The organism is Brevibacterium otitidis (assembly GCF_042429315.1).
Classification (GTDB): Bacteria; Actinomycetota; Actinomycetes; order Actinomycetales; family Brevibacteriaceae; genus Brevibacterium; species Brevibacterium otitidis.
This window is the reverse complement of record NZ_JBHMAU010000048.1, coordinates 1-17,272: the sequence shown is the minus strand read 5'-3', so window position 1 is coordinate 17,272 and position 17,272 is coordinate 1. Positions and strand designations below refer to the sequence as shown.

The window sequence follows — 17,272 nt, the reverse complement described above, 5'->3', positions numbered from 1 at the left end:
CCTGGGCCTCAGCCAGCAGCGGCGTCGCGCAGCAGGAACGCCACGCTGATCGCCTGCAGGCAGCTGGGATCGCGCGGATCGTAACCGAGGATCGCCCGCACCCGGTCGAGCCGCGCACGCACCGTATGCCGGTGCACGCCCAGCGCCTGGGCGACTGCATCACGGCTGCCGCCGGAGGAGGCGAAGTGCTCCAGGGTGTGCAGCAGCACTCCGTCAGTATCGGCGGCGATAAGCGGGCCGAGGGTGCGCTGCAGGAAATCATCGGCCGTATCCGGATCAGTCGAGGCGAGCAGCGCGGCCAGCTGCGTGCGGCGGTCCCCGGCACCGTAGCGCCAGCTGTGCCACTCGCCATACACCTGCTGCGGCGGGCAGTCGGTCCACTCCCGGATGCGGATCCGCAGACCCGCGCACACCGCCTCCAGCAGCGCCCGCTGCTCCGGTGGGCAGATGAGGGCCGTTCCCGAGGTGGTGGGATGGATGAGCACCGCCGGACCGATGTCCTGGATGAGGGAGCCGACGCTGTGGCCCGGCGTGCGCGGGCTGCCGGCGTGCTCGCCGCCGTCGCTGTCGGCGATCGCGAAGCTGAGGCGGTCCGGCAGCCGAGTCCCGGTGGCCTCGGCGAAGCGCTCAGCCAGCTCATCCTCAGCGATGAGCCCGGTGCACAGCTGCGCGGCGAACTCGCTGCGGTCGGCCAGCTGCCGCTCCTGCAGCGCCAGCAGCGCCGCAGCCGTCGCCAGCAGCAGGGTGCGGGCAGTGCGCCGATCGCCGCCGGGCTGGCTGCGCGCCGCTGGGGTGATGAGCCAGCCGGTCACGGTCTCCGCCCCGACCGGGATCGCCTCCAGCTGGGAGCCGGCCACCACCTCGGGCGCGGTCTCACGCAGCAGCCGCGGCGCAGTGCCGCTGGCCACCGCAGCCCCGATGAGCTCTGCCCGCAGCGCGTTCGGCAGACCCGACCGCTCCGTGCGCCCCGCTGCCGGGGCCGCGCCGAGCAGCCGGCCGGTCGGCGAGGTGAGCGCGACCGGCGCATCGAGAGCGGCCGAGATCTCCGCGAGCAGGGCCTGCGCGCCGCGTGCCGAGAGCGCCGTGGCCAGGCGGCGCTGAGCGCGCACGAGCGCGGAGATCTCCTGCGCCGACTCCTGCTCGCGCAGCCGCGTGAAGGCCTCGACGACGGCGACGAAGGGCACCGGTTCGGGCACCATGAACAGCGGCAGGCCCACCCCGCGGGCGTGGGAGACGAGCTGCCCGGGGGCGCTGGCGTTCGGCAGCTCCTCCCCCAGCCCGATGCCCAGCGCCACCGCCCCGGCGGCATGGATCCGGCGAACATAATCGGCGGCGTCCGCGGAGTCGAGGTCCTGCAGCGTGCCGATCGTCAGCAGCACCTCGCCGCCGGCCAGCCACTGATCGACCGTCGGCAGCTCCGAGGAGTGCACCACCGTCACCGGTGCGCTGCGGCAGCCCGGCGGATCGGATGCGATCTGCAGATTCAGCTCCGGCAGAGAGAGCAGCTGTCCAAGAGTGACCACACCCCTATGCTATCCGCAGTGGACTGTGATGAGACACACCTGGCCTTTGTGGATATATCGATCGCTGTGCACATGACCGTAGGGTGTTCGTGCCGCCGCGTACGGAGCCGTCTGCTGCGGCCGAGGATTCCGAGCTGAGAGAGGATTCGCGATGACGAACGAGAACACCCCGCTGGGTCCGGCTGACTACAGCCTCACCCCCCGCTTCGCAGGCCCGCCGACCTTCGGCCTGCTGCCGCGCATCGACGAAGTCGAGGCGGCCCGGCCCGGCGCCCCGATCGATGTCAAGGTCCTCGGCGTGCCCTTCGACGCCGGCGTCAGCTACCGCCCCGGCGCCCGCTTCGGCCCGGCTCACATCCGGCAGTCCTCGAAGCTGCTGCGCCCGTACAACCAGGCCACCGGCATGCACCCGTTCTCCGCACAGCAGATCGCCGACTGCGGTGACCTGGGCGTCAACCCCTTCAACATCGAAGAGGCCATCGCCACGGTGGAGAACAACGCCGATGCGCTGCGCGCCGACGGCGCGAAGCTGCTGACCCTCGGCGGCGACCACACCCTGGCCCTGCCCAACATCCGCTCGGTGGCCAAGGCCCACGGCAAGATCGCAGTGCTGCACTTCGACGCCCACCTCGACACCTGGGACACCTATATGGGTGCGCCGTACACGCACGGCACCCCGTTCCGCCGCGCGAGCGAAGAGGGCCTGCTCGACCTGGAGCGTTGCATGCACGTCGGCATCCGCGGACCGCTCTACGGCGCGAAGGACCTCGAAGACGACGGTGTGCTCGGCTTCCAGATCATCCGCTCCGATGACTTCCAGTTCTCGCCGGTGTCCGACATCGTCGCCCGGATGCGCCGCCGCCTCGGCGATGCCCCGGTCTACATCTCCATCGACATCGACGTCCTCGACCCGGCCGCCGCACCCGGCACCGGCACCCCGGAGGCCGGCGGTCTCACGAGCCGCGAACTCATGAACGCGATTCGCGGCCTGCAGGGCCTCAACATCGTCGGCGCCGAGATCGTCGAGGTCGCCCCCGCCTACGACCACGCCGAGATCACCGGCCTGGCTGCCGCGCAGCTCGGCTACGAACTGCTGAGCCTGTGGGCTGCCGAGGCCGACGGCCACAGCGAACCGACCGGCCCGGCCGCTGCAGGCCTCGGCTTCGGAGAGGAGACCGCATGAGCGAGCAGACCGCACAGACCGCGGCGCGCACCGCCTCGGCGGCGGAGAAGAAGTTCCACAACGGCGGCCTGGCCGTCGTCGCCACCCTCGCCGCCCACGGCGTCGACACGATCTTCGGCATCCCCGGCACCCACAACCTGGAGTTCTACCGGCACCTGCCGGCCTTCGGGATCCGCGCGATCACCCCGCGCCATGAGCAGGGCGCCGGCTACGGGGCCGACGGCTACTTCCTCGTCTCCGGCAAGCCCGGTGTCGTCATCACCACCTCGGGCCCGGGACTGACGAACGTCATCACCGCCGCTGCGACCGCCTACGCCGAATCCCGGCCGATGCTCATCCTCTCCCCCGGTGTGCCGATCGGCCTGGAGCGGGCCGATATCGGCATGCTGCACGAGACCAAGGACTCCTCCGGGGCGCTCTCGCACCTGCTCGTGTCCTCCCGCCGCACCCGCACCGCCGAAGGCGCCGCCCAGGCGGTGGCCGATGCCTTCGCGCTCTTCGCCTCCGAACGGCCCGGTCCCGTCCACATCGAGGTGCCCCTCGATGTGCTCGAAGGCCAGTGGTGGGGTGCCGTGCCGGCTCCGCAGGCCCCGCGCCGCCCGGTCCTCGACGCGGAGATGGTGGCAGCCGCCGCCGAGGCGCTGGCCGGCTCCCGCAGTCCGCTCATCGTCGCCGGCGGCGGAGCCCGCCGCGCCTCCGCTGAGGTCACGGCCCTGGCCGAGGCGCTCGACGCGCCGGTCGTGACGACCGCCAACGGCAAGGGCATCGTCGATGAGACCCATCCGCTCTCGCTCGGCGCCAATGTCCGCTTCCCGTCCGTGCAGCAGGCCTCCGCTGAGGCCGATGTGCTGCTCGTGCTCGGCTCGGAGCTGGCCGATTCGGATCTGTGGGGCGGACGCATCGGCGCCGGCGCACAGGCTGAGTCGCCTGACTCCCCGACTGGTGGAACGGCTGGCGGAACGGCCGGTGGAGCGGCCGCTGGAACGGCTGCGGGGCAGACGGTCATCCGCTGCGATATCGACCCCGATCAGCTGAATAAGAACCTGCGCGGCGATATCCATGTCTTCGCCGACACCGGCGACTTCCTCGCTGCGCTGCTTAAGACCCCGCAGCTGACCGGCGGAGAGCAGACCGGCCGTGACGGGCAGCAGCGCGTCGCGCAGCTGCGGTCGGCCTTCCAGTCCGATTTCGACTTCGGCTCGACGAACGTCACACTGCATGAGGTCATCACCGCCGCTGCCGGCGAGGACGTCATCATCGCCGGTGACTCCTCGCAGGTGACCTACGACGGGACGGTCCACGCGCTGACCGCGCACACCCCGGACCAGCTGCTGTACATGCCCGGCTTCGCCACGCTCGGCTACGGCATTCCCGCAGCGATCGGCGCCAAGCTCGCCGATCCCTCCCGTCCGGTCGTGTGCGTGGTGGGCGACGGTGCGGCGATGTTCTCGATCCAGGACATCGTCACCGCGGTCGAGCTCAGCCTGCCGATCCCGTTCATCATCGTCGACAACGGCGGCTACGCCGAGATCGAGTACCAGATGAACGACCGGGACATGGATCCCTTCGCCGTCCGCCTGCACCGGCCCGACTTCGCCGCGCTCGGCGAGTCGATGGGCGCCCGAGGTGTGACAATCACCGCCGAGGCGATGGAGACGGAACTCGCTGCGGCCGTGCGCTCGACGCTCGCCGGTGACCGACCGGCCGTCATCCGGGTGACGCTGCCCGGCGCCTGACACCTCCGCGCCTGCCCAGCGCCAGGCTGCGGGCACAGAAAGGAACCCACCGCGTGGACATTGCAGTCGTCGTCCTCTATCTCATCGGCATGCTCGCCGTGGGCGTCTGGGGACGCATCAGAGCGAAGAACCAGGAGGAGTACCTCGTCGCCGGCCGGCGCCTCGGGCCGCTGCTCTTCACCGGCACGATGGCTGCCGTCGTCCTCGGCGGCGCCTCGACCGTCGGCGGCATCGGCCTGGGCTATATGAGCGGCATCTCCGGGATGTGGCTGGTGTTCTTCATCGGCTTCGGCATCATCGCCCTGTCCCTGCTGTTCGCCCCGCGCATCCAGCGCCTGGAGATCTACACCGTCTCCCAGATGCTCGAGCTGCGCTACGGCAAGGGCTCGCGCCTGGTCTCCGGCATCATCATGACCGCCTACGGCCTCATGATCGCGGTGACCTCGACGGTGGCCTACGGCACGATCTTCCACGCCCTGTTCGGCATCGAGAAGGTCCCGGCGATCCTGCTCGGCGGTGCGATCGTCATCATCTACTCGATGCTCGGCGGCATGTGGTCGATCACCCTGACCGACTTCGTGCAGTTCATCATCCAGACCATCGGCATCTTCTTCCTGCTGCTGCCGATCATCCTCAGCAGCGCCGGCGGCTTCTCGGCGCTGCAGGCGGAGCTGCCGGCTGAGATGCTCGACCCGTTCGCCGTCGGCTGGGACACCATCCTCATGTACTTCCTCGTCTACGGCCTCGGTCTGCTCATCGGCCAGGACATCTGGCAGCGCGTCTTCACCGCCCGCACCCCCGGCGTCGCCCGCTGGGGCGGTGTGTCAGCCGGCATCTACTGCCTGTTCTACGCTGTCGCCGGTGCCCTCGTCGGCGCTGCCGCCCAGGTGATCGTGCCCGGCATCGAGGCGCGCGACGATGTGTTCCCGGCTGTCGTCGATGCGACGATGTCACCGTTCATCGCCGGCTTCGTCCTCGCCGCTGCGCTCTCGGCGGTCATGTCGACGGCCTCCGGTTCGCTGCTGGCCGCATCGACGGTCTGCCGGCAGGACGTCGTCGAACCGCTGCTCGCCGGCCGCCGCGCCGCAGCCGACAGCGGCCTCGGCGGTCAGCTCGCCGGTGCGCTCGTGCGTGAGACCGGTGATGAGGTCCGCGATTCCCGCATCTACCTCGTGGTTCTCGGCATCGTCTCGCTGCTGCTGGCGATCGCCATCCCCGATGTCGTCATGGCGCTGACTGTGGCCTACAACCTGCTCGTCGGCGGCCTGTTCGTGCCGATCGTCGGCGGTCTCATCTGGAAGCGGGGCACCATCGTCGGCGTGCTCGCCGGCATGATCGCCGGTGCCGTCACCGCGGTCGGCATCATGGCCTTTGTCGATGTGTTCGCCAACTCCGCGATCTACCTGGCGCTCACCGCCTCGGCCGTGGCCTACATCATCGGATCGCTCGTCTCGAAGCGCACCGATCCAGAGGTCATGGCCGCCTGGCGCGAGCGCCTCGCGCGCTGACCGCCGCGGCGGCTCGCGCTGACCGCTGCGGCGGCCGCAGCGAAGCGGCTGCGCGGAAGCAGCCGCACATTGAAGCGGGCCCGGTGACTCTCACAGAGTCGCTGGACCCGCTTCGTCTGCGCAGGTGCTCAGGCTGTCATGGGCCTGCAGCCGCGCCGTTCACTCGCCATGGCTCATGCCCGCGCGCCGGTGACTTCGCGGGCGAAGGCGTCGAAGAGCGCCTGGGCGTTGCGGGCGCTGTCGGCCTCGACGCGGTCAGCTTCGGCGATGAGGGTGTCCTTGTCGAAGCCGAGCTCGGCGAGCTTCTCCGCATTCCAGCCGCGCACCGCCTCCGCCGAGGCCTCCGGGTGGAACTGCATGCCCCAGGCGCGGCCGAGGCGGAAGGCCTGGATCTCGCACAGCTCGCTGCTGGCCAGCAGCGTCGCCGCCGGCGGCAGCGCGGTGATCCGGTCGACGTGGCTTTCGATGAAGTGGGTCGCAGCGCTCAGCTGCCCGAACACCGGATCCGAGGCGGCCGCCGGTGTCATCGTGATCGCTGTGGCGCCCTTCTCCGGCGCGCCCGTCTGCGCTTTGACCTCACCGCCGCCGATGTGGGCGAGCAGCTGCCCGCCCAGGCAGATGCCCAGCTGCGGCTTGTCCGCCTCCAGCGCGGCCCGGGCGAGCGCAGCTTCGTTCGCCAGCCACGGCGCCCGGTCGGTCTCATCGGGCATAAGCCCGCCGCCCAGGTAGACGAATCCGTCATAGGCCTCGACCGCTTCGGGCCCGGGGACGTCGTTCCAGGTGCCGTCCGGGCCGGGCGCCACCCGCAGATCGATGTCGATGTGGTGGTCGATGAGGCGCGGGATGAGGCGGCGGGGCTTGGAGTCGACGTCGTTGACGATCATGAGGATGCGGCTCATGGAAGCTCCTGATCTGCCGCGAGGAAGCGGCGGTAGTTGTCGTCATGGGCTTCGAGCACGCGCAGCGCATTGTCGAAGCCGAGCTTGCGCAGCTCCTCATCCGACCAGCGGCGGGCACGCAGCTCGTCGATGAGCGCCGGATAGGTGCCGGCGTTGTCGAGACCGGTCGGGAAGGAATCGGTGCCGCAGAAATCGGATCCGATCCCGAGGTGGTCGATGCCGATCCGCTCGCGCACGTACTCGACGTGGTCGGCGACCTCGGCGACCGTCACCTCGGGCGGGGTGCCGTGCTCGCCGGCGCGCACCCACTCGCGGCGGGCCTCGGAGACGAAGGAGGGCACGAAGGTGAGCATGTGCACGCCGCCGTTGTCCGGCAGCCGGTCGATGATCTCATCGGGCACATTGCGCGGATGCGCGCACAGCGCGCGGGCGTTCGAATGAGTGAAGAGCACCGGCAGCGCGGTGAGGTCGAGCGCCTGATCCATGACGGTGGGCGCGACGTGGGAGAGGTCGAGGATCATGCCGATGCGGTTCATCTCGGCGACGACCTCACGGCCGAAGTCGCTGAGCCCGCCGTAGACCGGGTCATCGGTGGCCGAGTCCGCCCAGCTGTGGGTCGTCGACCACGTCAGCGTCATATAGCGCACGCCCAGGCGGGCGAACATCCGCAGCGCGCCGAGCGATTCGTTGATCTGGTTGCCGCCTTCGATGCCGAGCAGCCCGCCGATCCGGCCGGCAGCGCGGGAGGTGCGGACCGCCTCGGCGGTGGTCGCCCAGGCGAGATCCTCAGGGTAGGCGCGGATGAGCCGGTCGACGAGGTCGATCTGCTCGAGCGTCCAGCGCACGGCGGTGTCGCCGGTGATATTGGAGTGGACGAACACAGACCAGAACTGCGCGGCCACTCCCCCGGCGCGCAGCTGCGGGATGACCGTCTGCGGGGCGGTGGCGGGGTCGGTGAGGCCGGCGACGGAGGAGGCGCGGTTCTCGCGGAGGTAATAGGGCAGGTCGTTGTGGCCGTCGAAGATTGGGATGAGCTCGGTGGACATCGGGGTCCTTTCTCTCAGGCGTGGATCGCTGGCATGGATCGCAGGCGTTCGTCGCAGGCATGGCTCTCAGGCGTGCAGGTGGGCGCTGATGAGGCCGCCTGCTTCGCGCATGATCGGCATGACCTCCAGGACCCGGTCGGTGCCGGATTCCCAGTTGGCGAACACGGCGTAGGCGACGCGGCGCTCGCGGGTGAAGGCGATGCCGGTGTCGGCGCGGACGGTGTCATCGGTGCCGGTCTTGTTCACGATCCATTCCCCGCGCGTGTAGTAGTAGTGCGCGAGCGGATCGGGTTCGAAGTAGGAGGCGACCATCGAGGTGTCGGCGCCGGCGCCGAGCCAGCGGCGCATGATCTCTGAGGTCGAGGAGTCGAAGAGCTCATCGCGGGACAGCCGGGCCATATAGTCGCTGAGTTCGGCGGCACTGCCCGATGACAGGCGGGCCGGCGCTCCGGCCGGGCGCGGCCAGCGCAGGAAGTCGTGGAGGGCGGATGCGGTGTAGCCCAGATCGGCGATCTGCTGGGCGACGCGGTCGAGGCCGACGCGGGAGATGAGCACATTGGTCGCATAGTTGTCGCTGAAGGCGCCGATGAGCATGCCGATGTCGTGGATCGTGAGATCCGGCTGGTCGAGCAGGTACCAGATCCCGGACTCGTGCACGCGCTCGGCGGCCGTGCGGGTCAGCCGCTCGTCGAGGCGCAGCTCGCCGTCCTCGCGCATCTGCAGGGCGGCGTGCAGCAGGAAGATCTTGGCGATCGAGGCGGTCGAGAGCACGCGGTCAGGCTCGTGGCTGAACACCTCCGCTCCGGTGTCGATGTCGATGGCGCGGGCGGAGAACTCGACTCCGTCCAGGCGGGTGAACAGCTCGTGCGTCATGTGTTCCTTCCGGTGGGTGCGATCCTCAGATGGGGGCGACCCTCAGGGTGGCCGTGCCCGAGGCGGCGGCTGAGTCCGTGCCGGACTCGCCCGGCGGGTCGGCAGGGCGTCCGGCGCTCAGGTGGGCGGGCACTCCCAACGGTATCGAACCGGCGTGCGGGTGGTGGCCGAGCTCGGCGCCGATCACGACTGGGATGCCTGCATCGGCGAAGTACTCCGCCAGCAGCGCCTGCTGCTCGTGCGGTTCACCGCAGTTCTCCCAGGAGCCGAGCACCACCGCTCCGGCCCGGTCGAGCCAGCCCGAGCGGGAGAGCTGCAGCAGCAGATTGTCGAGCCGGTAGATGTCCTCGTCGACGTCTTCGAGGATGAGGATGCCGGGTTCTGACGGGGCGCCGGGCTGGAACTCCGGAGCGCCGATGCCGGCGGCGAGCAGGCTGAGGTTCCCGCCGTAGGTGATGCCGGAGTGCTCGCCTGCCACGAGCGCCTGGGCATGGGCGCCGAGGCTCACCTGCTGGCCGGCCCACGGGGTGAACAGCCAGCGGTGGAGATCGTCGCGGATGCACGCGCTGCTGCGGAACACCTCATTGCCGACCATCGGGCAGAACAGGGTGGGCAGCTGCAGGTGGTGCGCCCAGGCCTGGTGCAGAGCGGTGATGTCGCTGGAGCCGGTCAGCAGCTTGGGCCGGCCATCGGGACGGTAGGCGGCAGCGGCGAGTGCGGCGAAGTCGATCCCGTCGAGCAGGCGCATGGCACCGTAGCCGCCGCGGAAGGCGATGACCGCGGCGATGTCCGGATCACACCAGGCATCGACGAGATCGGCGCGGCGCTGCGCATCGCTGCCGGCCAGATAGGACGCCCGCGCATCGACTGCCCGCAGGTGTGCACCGAGCTGCACCTGCAGCCCCCAGCTCTCAAGCACCGCGACGGCCGGTTCGACGGTGCCTTCCGGCGCCGGGCCGGAGGGCGAGACGAGCCGCACCCGGTCGCCGGGCGCCAGCGGCGCCTGGGAGGTGTGCCAGGCCGGATCGCTCACTGCCGGTCCACCGCATCGGGAGCGGTCTGCTGGGAGGTGCCCACCGCCTCGGGCGCGGTCTGCTGGGAGGTGCCCGGCGCCTCGGGCGCGGTCATCGAGGCGCGCTGGGAGCGGAAGCTCGGCACGGCGGCGAGCAGCTGGCGGGTGTAATCGTGCTGCGGGTCGAGGAGCACCTGCTCGACCGGCCCGCGCTCGACAATCTCCCCGCGGTACATGACCGCGACGGTGTCGGCGATGTTCCAGGCCAGGCCGAGGTCGTGGGTGATGACGAGCGCGGTGAGGCCGAGGTTCTTCTTCAGCGCCAGGATGAGCGAGAGGATCTCCCCGCGCACGGAGGCGTCGAGGGAGGCGACCGGCTCATCGGCGATGAGGACCTCCGGGGCGAGGGCGAGCGCGCTGGCGATGACGACGCGCTGACGCTGCCCGCCGGAGAGCTCCTGCGGGATCGGCTCGAAGAAGTCCTCACCGGGGATGAGCTCAGTCGATTCGAGGCTCTCCCGCACGCGGGCGCGCTCATCACCGCTGAACTTCTGCACCCGCAGACCCTCAGCGACCGATTCGTAGGTCGACAGCGCCGGGTTGAGGGAGCCTGAGGGATCCTGCAGGATCATCTGCACATTGCGGCGGAACTGCCGCAGCCCCTTCGCCGAGGTGGGCAGCGGCTTGCCGTTGAAGAGCAGCTGCGAGCCGGGGTCCGGGGACTGCAGGCCGAGCAGCGCCCGCGCCAGGGTGGTCTTGCCGGAGCCGGACTGGCCGACGACGGCGAGCACCTCCGAGCGGTGCAGGGTGAGGTCGACGTTGCGCACCGCGCGCACGGTCCGGCCGCGGGCGGAGAAGGTGACGTTGAGGTCCTGCGCCGCCAGCACCACCTCGTCGGTCATCTCATGCGGGGTGTCCGTCGTGATGCGGGCCGGGTTGCGGGTCATCGGGTTGAGCCGGGAGTCCGGGTCGCCGATGGTGGGGAACGCATCGGCGAGCTGCTGGGTGTACTGCTCCTGGGGATGGTTGCAGATCTGCTCGGCCGGGCCGAGCTCGATGATCCGGCCTTCGCGCATGATCGCCAGCTGGTCGCAGGCGGCGGCGAGTACGGACAGGTCGTGGGAGATCATGAGCAGCGAGATGCCGCGAGCCTCGACGAGTTCGCGCAGTCGGGTGAGGATCTGCTCCTGGACGATGACGTCGAGGGCGGTGGTCGGCTCATCGGCGATGATGATGTCCGGGTCGCAGGCCAGGGCCATCGCGATCATGACGCGCTGCTTCTGCCCGCCGGAGAGCTCATGCGGATAGGCTTTGGCGATCTCCTCGCCGAGGTCGACGTGGCCGAGCAGCTCGTGCATGCGCGTGCTGCGGGCGGCATCGGTGTGCCAGTCGTCCTTGACGTGGAGTTCGAGGGCCTCGGTGATCTGCCTGCCGACGGTGCGCACCGGATTGAGCGAGTGCAGCGCGCCCTGGAAGATGATCGAGGCCTGCGACCAGCGCACCGCGCGCATCTGCCCGAAGTTGAGCTCAGCGATATCGGTGCCGCCGATGAGTACTCGGCCGGTGAGCGTCGCATTGTGCGGCAGCAGCCGCAGCGCCGAGAGGATGAGCGTCGACTTCCCGGAGCCCGACTCGCCGGCGATGCCGAGGGTGCCGCCGGCAGGCAGCTCGAGGGAGACGTTCTGCACCGCCGGGATGTCGCCGCGGGAGGTGCGCGAGGAGTACACGATCGAGACGTCGTCGAAGACGAGGTCGCGGCCGGAGGTGGTGCTGGTGGTGGTGCCGGAGGTGGTGGCTGCAGCAGCACTGGCTACGGTGGTGCGGCCGGTTGGGGAGGTGCTCATCAGCGGCTCCTCAGGGTCGGATTGGCGATGGTTTCGATGGCGCGGCCCACCAGCGTGAACGCGAGCACGACGGCGACGATCGCCACACCCGGGGTGAGGATGTACCACCAGTAGCCGGAGGTCGCCGCGGAGACGTCCATCGCGTTCTTGAGCATCGTGCCCCAGGACTGCTCGGTGGTGTCGCCGAGGCCCAGGAAGGCCAGGGTCGATTCGGCGATGATGGCGCTGCCGACGGTCAGCGTGGTGTTCGCCAGCACGAGCGGCATGACGGCCGGCAGCAGGTGGGTGCGGATGATGTGCCAGTGGCCAGCGCCGAGCACCCGGGCGCGTTCGATGTAGAGCCGCGACTCCGCCGAGAGCGTCTGGGCGCGCACGATGCGCGCCGTGCCGGCCCAGGAGGTGACGCCGATGGCGATGACGATCGTCAGCACTCCGCGTTCGAGGACCGAGGAGAGCACAATCGCCAGCAGCAGCGAGGGCAGCACGAGGAAGAAGTCGATGATGCGCATGATGACCCCGCCGACGATGCCGGAGAAGTGCCCGGCGGCCATCCCCATGATGGTGCCGATGATCATCGACATCGCAGTCGCGGCGAGGCCGACGATGAGGGACACGCGCGCACCCCACACGAGGCGCGCCCAGAGTTCACGGCCGTGGTTGTCGGTGCCCAGCGGGTGTTCAACCGAGGGCGGTGCATAGCGCGGCTGGTCGAGGTTCTGGGTGACGTCGAGCAGCGAACGGTCGGCGATGAGCGGGGCGAAGGCGGCGACGAGGATCACGACGACGAGCATGATCGCGCCGGCGACACCGGTGCGGTCTTCGAGGAAGACGTGCCAGTTCTTCTTCGCAGCAGCCATGCGGCGGTTCCAGGCCAGCTGCTGCGGGCTCGCGGTGGTCGCCGCACCCGAGGCGGTGGCTGCCCGGTCTGCGGGGGTGGCCGCGCCCGAGGTGGTGGCCGCTTGGTCTGCGGGGGTGTCCGGGGTGGTGCGGTCTGCCATCATGCCCTCCTGACGCGCGGATCGAGCTGCCGGTAGACGAGGTCGGCGAGCAGATTCATGATGATGATCGCCGCGGAGAACACGACGAAGGTGCCTTGCAGCAGCGGCAGGTCCGGTCCGGAGATCGCCTCATAGGTCAGCTTGCCCAGCCCCGGCCACGAGAACACCGTCTCCACGGTGACCGCGCCGGTGATGAGCCCGCCGATGTGCATGAACACGAGCGTGACCGTCGGCAGCAGCGCATTGGGCACCGCGTGCTTGAGCCGCACATCGTCCTCGCGCAGGCCCTTGGCGCGGGCGGTGGTGAGGTAGTCGGCGCTCATCTCACCCAGCAGCGATGCGCGCATCACCATGAGGTACTGGGCGTAGACGACAGCCGTCATCGTGATGACCGGCAGGAAGAGGTGCTGTGCGATGTCGAGGACATAGGTGAGGCTGCCGGGTTCGATGCCCGGTGAGACCATGCCGCCGGTGGGCAGCCACTGCAGGCGCCCGGCGAAGATCATGAGCAGCAGCAGCGCCAGCCAGAAGGTCGGCACCGACCAGAACACCAGACTCGTCGAGGTGGTGAGCCGGTCGAACAGCGAGCCGCGCTTCCACGCCGCCAGCTGCCCCATCCACAGGCCCAGGCCGATCGCGAGGATCGCCGCGGAACCGGTGAGCAGCAGCGTCGGCCAGGCGTATTCGAGGATGAGCTCGCTCACCGGCTGCCGGTAGACGTAGCTGGTGCCCAGATTTCCGGTGAAGATGCCGACGAGGTAGTCCCAGAACTGCCCGATGAGCGGCTTGTCGAGGCCGTACTCAGCGCGAAGCAGCTCCATCTGCTCTGGGCTCATCTGACGTTCGCGGGCGATCTTCTGCACCGGGTCGCCGGGCAGGATGCGGAAGGCGAAGAATCCCAGCAGCACCACCATCAGCAGACTGATGAGCGCTCCGCCGACTTTGCGCAGCAGATAGCTGCCGAAAGTCTGCCCCGGAGGAGGCGCGTCGATGTCCTCCCCCGGCGCGGCCGACTGCGGGTCGACCGCCTCGGTCTCTGCGTTCACTGACACGTGAAGTCTCCTGCCTTCCTCGCGCTGACCGGCTGCTGCCGGCCGCACTGTCGCGTTGATCTTCGGCTCACTGGCCCCGGGCCCGAGGCGGGGCGCACGCGGGTGCCGCCCGCCGCCTCGGGAACGGGGGCCAGGTCATCCTGCCGGATCAGGTGAGCCTGCCGGATCAGGTGAGCCTGCCGGAACAGCTGAGCCTGCCGGATCAGGTGAGCCTGCCGGGTCAGGCGCGGTCGTCGGACTTGCGGCGGCGCAGCGCCAGCGGGACGCCGATGGCACCGGCGAGCACGGCGATGCCGATGCCCACCCAGGCGATCGGCGACATGCCGCCGCCTTCGCCGGCGCCGGCGCCATCGGCCGGTTCAGCGGACAGGAAGCCCCAGTAGCCGGACTGGTTACCGATCACGCCGCCGTCGGTGGGCTGCAGGCCGAAGCCGGTGAAGCGGTCCGAGCGGTAGGCCTCCAGCTGGTTGGGGTACCACAGGGTGATCTGCGCGACGTCGTCGTAGTGCTGCTGCAGGGCCTCGTGGACGTACTCGATACGCTTGGCCTCGTCGAACTCGGTGTGCTGCTTCTTGTAGAGCTCGTCGAAGGCCTCGCTGCAGTAGCCGTCCTGCGAGGTCGGGCCGTTGCCCTCGGCGTCGGGACGCGAGGCGCAGGTGTTGATCGAGAGCTGGTACTCCGGATCCGGGGTGACCGACCAGCCGGTGATGTACATGTCGTAGTCGCCGACGAGGGTGCGGTCGGAGATCGTGTCCGGGTCGGTCGATTCGACCTTGAGCTCAACGCCGAGGTCCTTGAGCCACGGGGTGAGGAACTCTCCGATCGACTGCTCGGTCGGGTCCTGGGCGTCGGTCAGCAGGCGCAGGGACAGCTTCTCGCCGTCCTTCTCGCGGATGCCGTCGGCGCCCTCGGTCCAGCCGGCTTCGTCCAGCAGGCTCTTGGCCGCCTCGGGATCGTGGGAGTCCATGGTGTCATTGGCAGGCAGATGCCACTGCTCGAAGGACTCGGGCACGAAGCTCGTCGCGGCCGTTGCGTAGTCCTGCATCACCTGCTCGCGCAGGGTCTCCGTATCGATGCCCTGGCGCAGCGCCTGGCGGACCTTGAGGTCCTTGAGCGCCTCGTGGCCGGTGCCGTAGGCCTCACCTTCGGGGGTCTCGACGCCGGAGTTGATGCCGAGCGCGGTGAAGCGACGGGACTCGCCGACGTTCGTCTCCACGCCCTCGGCGCCTTCGAGCGCCTTGAGCTGTTCAGGGCTCAGACCGGTGACGAAGTCGACATCGCCGGCGCGCAGCGCCTGCACCTGCGCGTCGCTGTTGGTGTAGTAGGTGTACTGGATGGTGTCGATCTTCGGGGCGCCGCGCCAGAAGTTCGGGTTCGCCTTGAGCGTGATCGACTGGTTGGCCTCGAAGCTCTCCAGGGTGTACGGGCCGGAGCCGACGACCTCGGTGTCGTTGTCGTCACCGGCCGGGTCGTCCTTGGCCGACCACACGTGCTCAGGCACGACGGGGATCTCGACTCCCGGGTTCGGTGCCTGCGGTTCCTTGAGGGTGACGACCACGGTGTAGTCGTCGGGGGCCTCGACGGAATCGAAGTTCTGCACGAGCGAGCCGTTGGCTGCGCCCATGGCCGGATCCTCCATCATCTGCGTGTAGGTGTAGACGACGTCATCGGCGGTGATGTCCTCACCGTCGGACCACTTCATGCCCTCGCGGATCTTGTAGGTCCATTCCTTGCCGTCTTCGCTCGTGTCCCAGGATTCGGCCAGGCCCTCGGTGGGGCCGAAGTCCTTCGCGTCGTACTGCACGAGGTTCTCGTAGACGTAGCGGTTGACCGCCGTGGGCGTCAGGTAGATCGAGGTGAAGGGGTTGAAGTTGTCGACCTGCCCCGAGGTGGCGATGCGCATCGTCGACTCTTCTGCGTCGCCTCCTTCGGCGGCGACGGCTGGGGCCTGCTCGGTCGACGCGCTCGCCGGTCCGGTGAGACTGGTGGCGGTCAGCGCTGTGAGTGCCAGCGCCATCGTGCCGGCGGCACAGCGCCGGAGAGTGTGGGAGAGCATGTCGTCCTTCCGGGTCGTCCACCCCGTCGGCAGCGCTCCATTGCGTCGTACCCGCGCCGGATGGCCTGAGGCGGCCGGGGATTCACCGCCTCGTCAGCAAAGCCGTCACTGTAACGTATATCTCATTCGTCATCGGTTCAAGGGCATTCCCCGGCGCGGGAGGATCCGTGTCTGACGCGCTTCCCGTACCCGAGGCGGTGGTTGCGTCCCGTCGTCACCCCAGGTCAGCGATGGCGTTGGGCAGGCCGGCGAGGGGCGCCTCGGGAGCGGTGAGATCGGCGGCTGAATGGACATGACAAAAGCCCTGTGGGCCGGTGGCATACCGGCCCACAGGGCTTTTCGGGCTCTTCAGAGTTGAGTGTGGGGTGAGGCATCTAGACCCCCGCCGATGAGGAGCATTCGTAGCTGGTAGTGCTCGAAGTTGCGGAACCTGCGAGCGGTCCGCCTGCCCAGCTCGATGAGCCCGTTGACCGCCTCGGTGCCACCGTTGCTGGCACCGTCGGTGTCGAAGTACGCCAGGATTGTCGTCTTCCATTTCCGCAGCGTTCTGCCCAGTCTGGCGATCTCCGGGATCGGGCACGTCGGCAAGACCTCGATCACGCGGGTGGCCAGCCTGCGCCCTTGAGCGTGAGTGTCTTGGTGGAACATGTCACGGACGTCCTGCGCGCATTGGTAGGCGACTTCGACAGCGACATGATCCTCATGCGCGACGAAGGCCGCCTGCAACCGTTTCTGCTGTCGTTCGGTGAGGCGTTCTCGGCCGGCCCGTAGAAGGTTGCGGATGCCGTAGAGCGGATCGCCCTTCCGGCCCCGGTGCCTGAGTGTCTGCTGTTGGACGCGTCTGCGGACGTCATCGACGGCGCTGGTGGCGAGCTTCACGGTGTGAAAAGCATCGAGCACACAGGTGGTGTCGTCGAGTTGGTCGTCGATCGTGTTCTTGTATCCCTGGAACGGGTCCAGCGTCGCAACCTGCACACCTTGGCGGAAGCTGGGCCCGCGTGTGGCGAGCCAGTCCTTGTACACCGTTGCTGAGCGTCCCGNCCCTGGATAGAGGCGTTCTCATACCGCAGCTGACGGATCGCCCAGGACACCGCGCGGGTTGTCAGCAGGCCGCGCGGGGCGGCGACCTGCGTGTTCTGCTCGAGGAACGTCACGACCGGGCAGGCAGACTCGCGGCAGATCCAGCGGTGCTTGCGCCATCGCAGGCGGGCAGGCCGTCCAGCGGATGGGGCGTCGACCAGGGTCACAGTGACGCGTCCGTGGCCGGTCGGGATGACGCCGCAACCGGGGCAACCGGTCAGCGGGTCACAGGCCTCGATGTCGAGGACGACGGCAGTGTCGGTGACCTCGGCGTGGATGAGATGGAAGTCAGGCAATCCGAGCAGGACGTCACACCTGGCACAGCGATCCAGAGCAACAGCGCAGGGGCACGTAGAATTAGCCTTGATCCACCGATGTAAGTAGCCGGATCGAGCCGCGTGTGGAATGGAAATGCCCCTCCTGAACTGGGAAAATGGTGATGTTATAAGTCAACATTCCCGG

12 protein-coding genes and 1 pseudogene are annotated in these 17,272 nt (G+C 69.1%); 3 read left to right on the top strand and 10 right to left on the bottom strand.

The genetic code is table 11. The annotated features are described in order from the left end of the window. Positions 1 to 8: 8 nt before the first annotated feature. Positions 9 to 1,523, bottom strand: coding sequence for a PucR family transcriptional regulator (locus tag ACFFN1_RS07440; protein WP_376840050.1), 1,515 nt, complete (start codon positions 1,521 to 1,523; stop codon positions 9 to 11). 151 nt (positions 1,524 to 1,674) lie between these two features. Between ACFFN1_RS07440 and speB the strand changes: the two genes are divergently transcribed. From speB to ACFFN1_RS07425, 3 genes are read left to right on the top strand one after another with little or no spacing between them, the layout of a single operon-like run. Continuing rightward, complete coding sequence (gene speB / locus ACFFN1_RS07435; RefSeq protein ID WP_376840049.1) at positions 1,675 to 2,706, top strand: agmatinase; 1,032 nt, start codon at positions 1,675 to 1,677, stop codon at positions 2,704 to 2,706. Then, positions 2,703 to 4,442 carry a thiamine pyrophosphate-binding protein gene (locus ACFFN1_RS07430; RefSeq protein ID WP_376840048.1) on the top strand — a complete coding sequence of 580 codons (1,740 nt, stop codon included), beginning with the start codon at positions 2,703 to 2,705 and terminating at the stop codon, positions 4,440 to 4,442. The genes speB and ACFFN1_RS07430 overlap by 4 nt, the downstream gene beginning before the upstream one ends. Positions 4,443 to 4,495: 53 nt before the next feature. After that, a complete protein-coding gene (locus ACFFN1_RS07425) occupies positions 4,496 to 5,950 on the top strand; it encodes a sodium:solute symporter family protein (protein WP_376840047.1) in 1,455 nt (484 codons plus the stop codon). A 173-nt stretch (positions 5,951 to 6,123) separates the two neighbouring features. Here the strand turns inward: ACFFN1_RS07425 and ACFFN1_RS07420 are convergent, their stop codons facing one another. From ACFFN1_RS07420 to ACFFN1_RS07380, 9 genes and pseudogenes are all read right to left on the bottom strand, one after another. Next, complete coding sequence (locus ACFFN1_RS07420) at positions 6,124 to 6,849, bottom strand: type 1 glutamine amidotransferase (RefSeq protein WP_376840046.1); 726 nt, start codon at positions 6,847 to 6,849, stop codon at positions 6,124 to 6,126. After that, a complete protein-coding gene (locus tag ACFFN1_RS07415; RefSeq protein ID WP_376840045.1) occupies positions 6,846 to 7,895 on the bottom strand; it encodes a dipeptidase in 1,050 nt (349 codons plus the stop codon). Before ACFFN1_RS07415 ends, ACFFN1_RS07420 begins: the two co-directional genes overlap by 4 nt. A 66-nt stretch (positions 7,896 to 7,961) precedes the next feature. Then, positions 7,962 to 8,768, bottom strand: coding sequence for a serine hydrolase (locus tag ACFFN1_RS07410; RefSeq protein WP_376840044.1), 807 nt, complete (start codon positions 8,766 to 8,768; stop codon positions 7,962 to 7,964). A gap of 25 nt (positions 8,769 to 8,793) precedes the next feature. Then, positions 8,794 to 9,801 (bottom strand): S66 peptidase family protein, encoded by a 1,008-nt coding sequence (locus ACFFN1_RS07405; protein ID WP_376840043.1) that lies wholly within the window; start codon positions 9,799 to 9,801, stop codon positions 8,794 to 8,796. Next, positions 9,798 to 11,624, bottom strand: a complete 1,827-nt coding sequence (locus ACFFN1_RS07400; RefSeq protein WP_376840042.1) for an ABC transporter ATP-binding protein — start codon at positions 11,622 to 11,624, stop codon at positions 9,798 to 9,800. The genes ACFFN1_RS07405 and ACFFN1_RS07400 overlap by 4 nt, the downstream gene beginning before the upstream one ends. Further along, on the bottom strand, positions 11,624 to 12,622 hold the full coding sequence (locus tag ACFFN1_RS07395; protein ID WP_376840041.1) for an ABC transporter permease: 999 nt from the start codon (positions 12,620 to 12,622) through the stop codon (positions 11,624 to 11,626). Before ACFFN1_RS07395 ends, ACFFN1_RS07400 begins: the two co-directional genes overlap by 1 nt. After that, the gene (locus ACFFN1_RS07390) at positions 12,622 to 13,674 is read right to left on the bottom strand and encodes an ABC transporter permease (RefSeq protein WP_376840040.1); all 1,053 of its coding nucleotides are present in this window, start codon (positions 13,672 to 13,674) and stop codon (positions 12,622 to 12,624) included. Before ACFFN1_RS07390 ends, ACFFN1_RS07395 begins: the two co-directional genes overlap by 1 nt. Before the next feature lie 220 nt (positions 13,675 to 13,894). Continuing rightward, positions 13,895 to 15,730 (bottom strand): ABC transporter substrate-binding protein, encoded by a 1,836-nt coding sequence (locus tag ACFFN1_RS07385; protein ID WP_376840039.1) that lies wholly within the window; start codon positions 15,728 to 15,730, stop codon positions 13,895 to 13,897. Between the two features lie 348 nt (positions 15,731 to 16,078). Continuing rightward, positions 16,079 to 17,178, bottom strand: a pseudogene (locus ACFFN1_RS07380) (transposase). Positions 17,179 to 17,272: the final 94 nt, after the last annotated feature.

Bases quoted from the DNA above. Each gene is read 5' to 3' on its own strand.
- ACFFN1_RS07415 (WP_376840045.1), bottom strand. From the start codon at position 7,895: ATGTCCACCGAGCTCATCCCAATCTTCGACGGCCACAACGACCTGCCC.
- ACFFN1_RS07400 (WP_376840042.1), bottom strand. From the start codon at position 11,624: ATGAGCACCTCCCCAACCGGCCGCACCACCGTAGCCAGTGCTGCTGCA.
- ACFFN1_RS07385 (WP_376840039.1), bottom strand. From the start codon at position 15,730: ATGCTCTCCCACACTCTCCGGCGCTGTGCCGCCGGCACGATGGCGCTG.
- speB (WP_376840049.1), top strand. From the start codon at position 1,675: ATGACGAACGAGAACACCCCGCTGGGTCCGGCTGACTACAGCCTCACC.
- ACFFN1_RS07395 (WP_376840041.1), bottom strand. From the start codon at position 12,622: ATGGCAGACCGCACCACCCCGGACACCCCCGCAGACCAAGCGGCCACC.
- ACFFN1_RS07430 (WP_376840048.1), top strand. From the start codon at position 2,703: ATGAGCGAGCAGACCGCACAGACCGCGGCGCGCACCGCCTCGGCGGCG.
- ACFFN1_RS07420 (WP_376840046.1), bottom strand. From the start codon at position 6,849: ATGAGCCGCATCCTCATGATCGTCAACGACGTCGACTCCAAGCCCCGC.
- ACFFN1_RS07410 (WP_376840044.1), bottom strand. From the start codon at position 8,768: ATGACGCACGAGCTGTTCACCCGCCTGGACGGAGTCGAGTTCTCCGCC.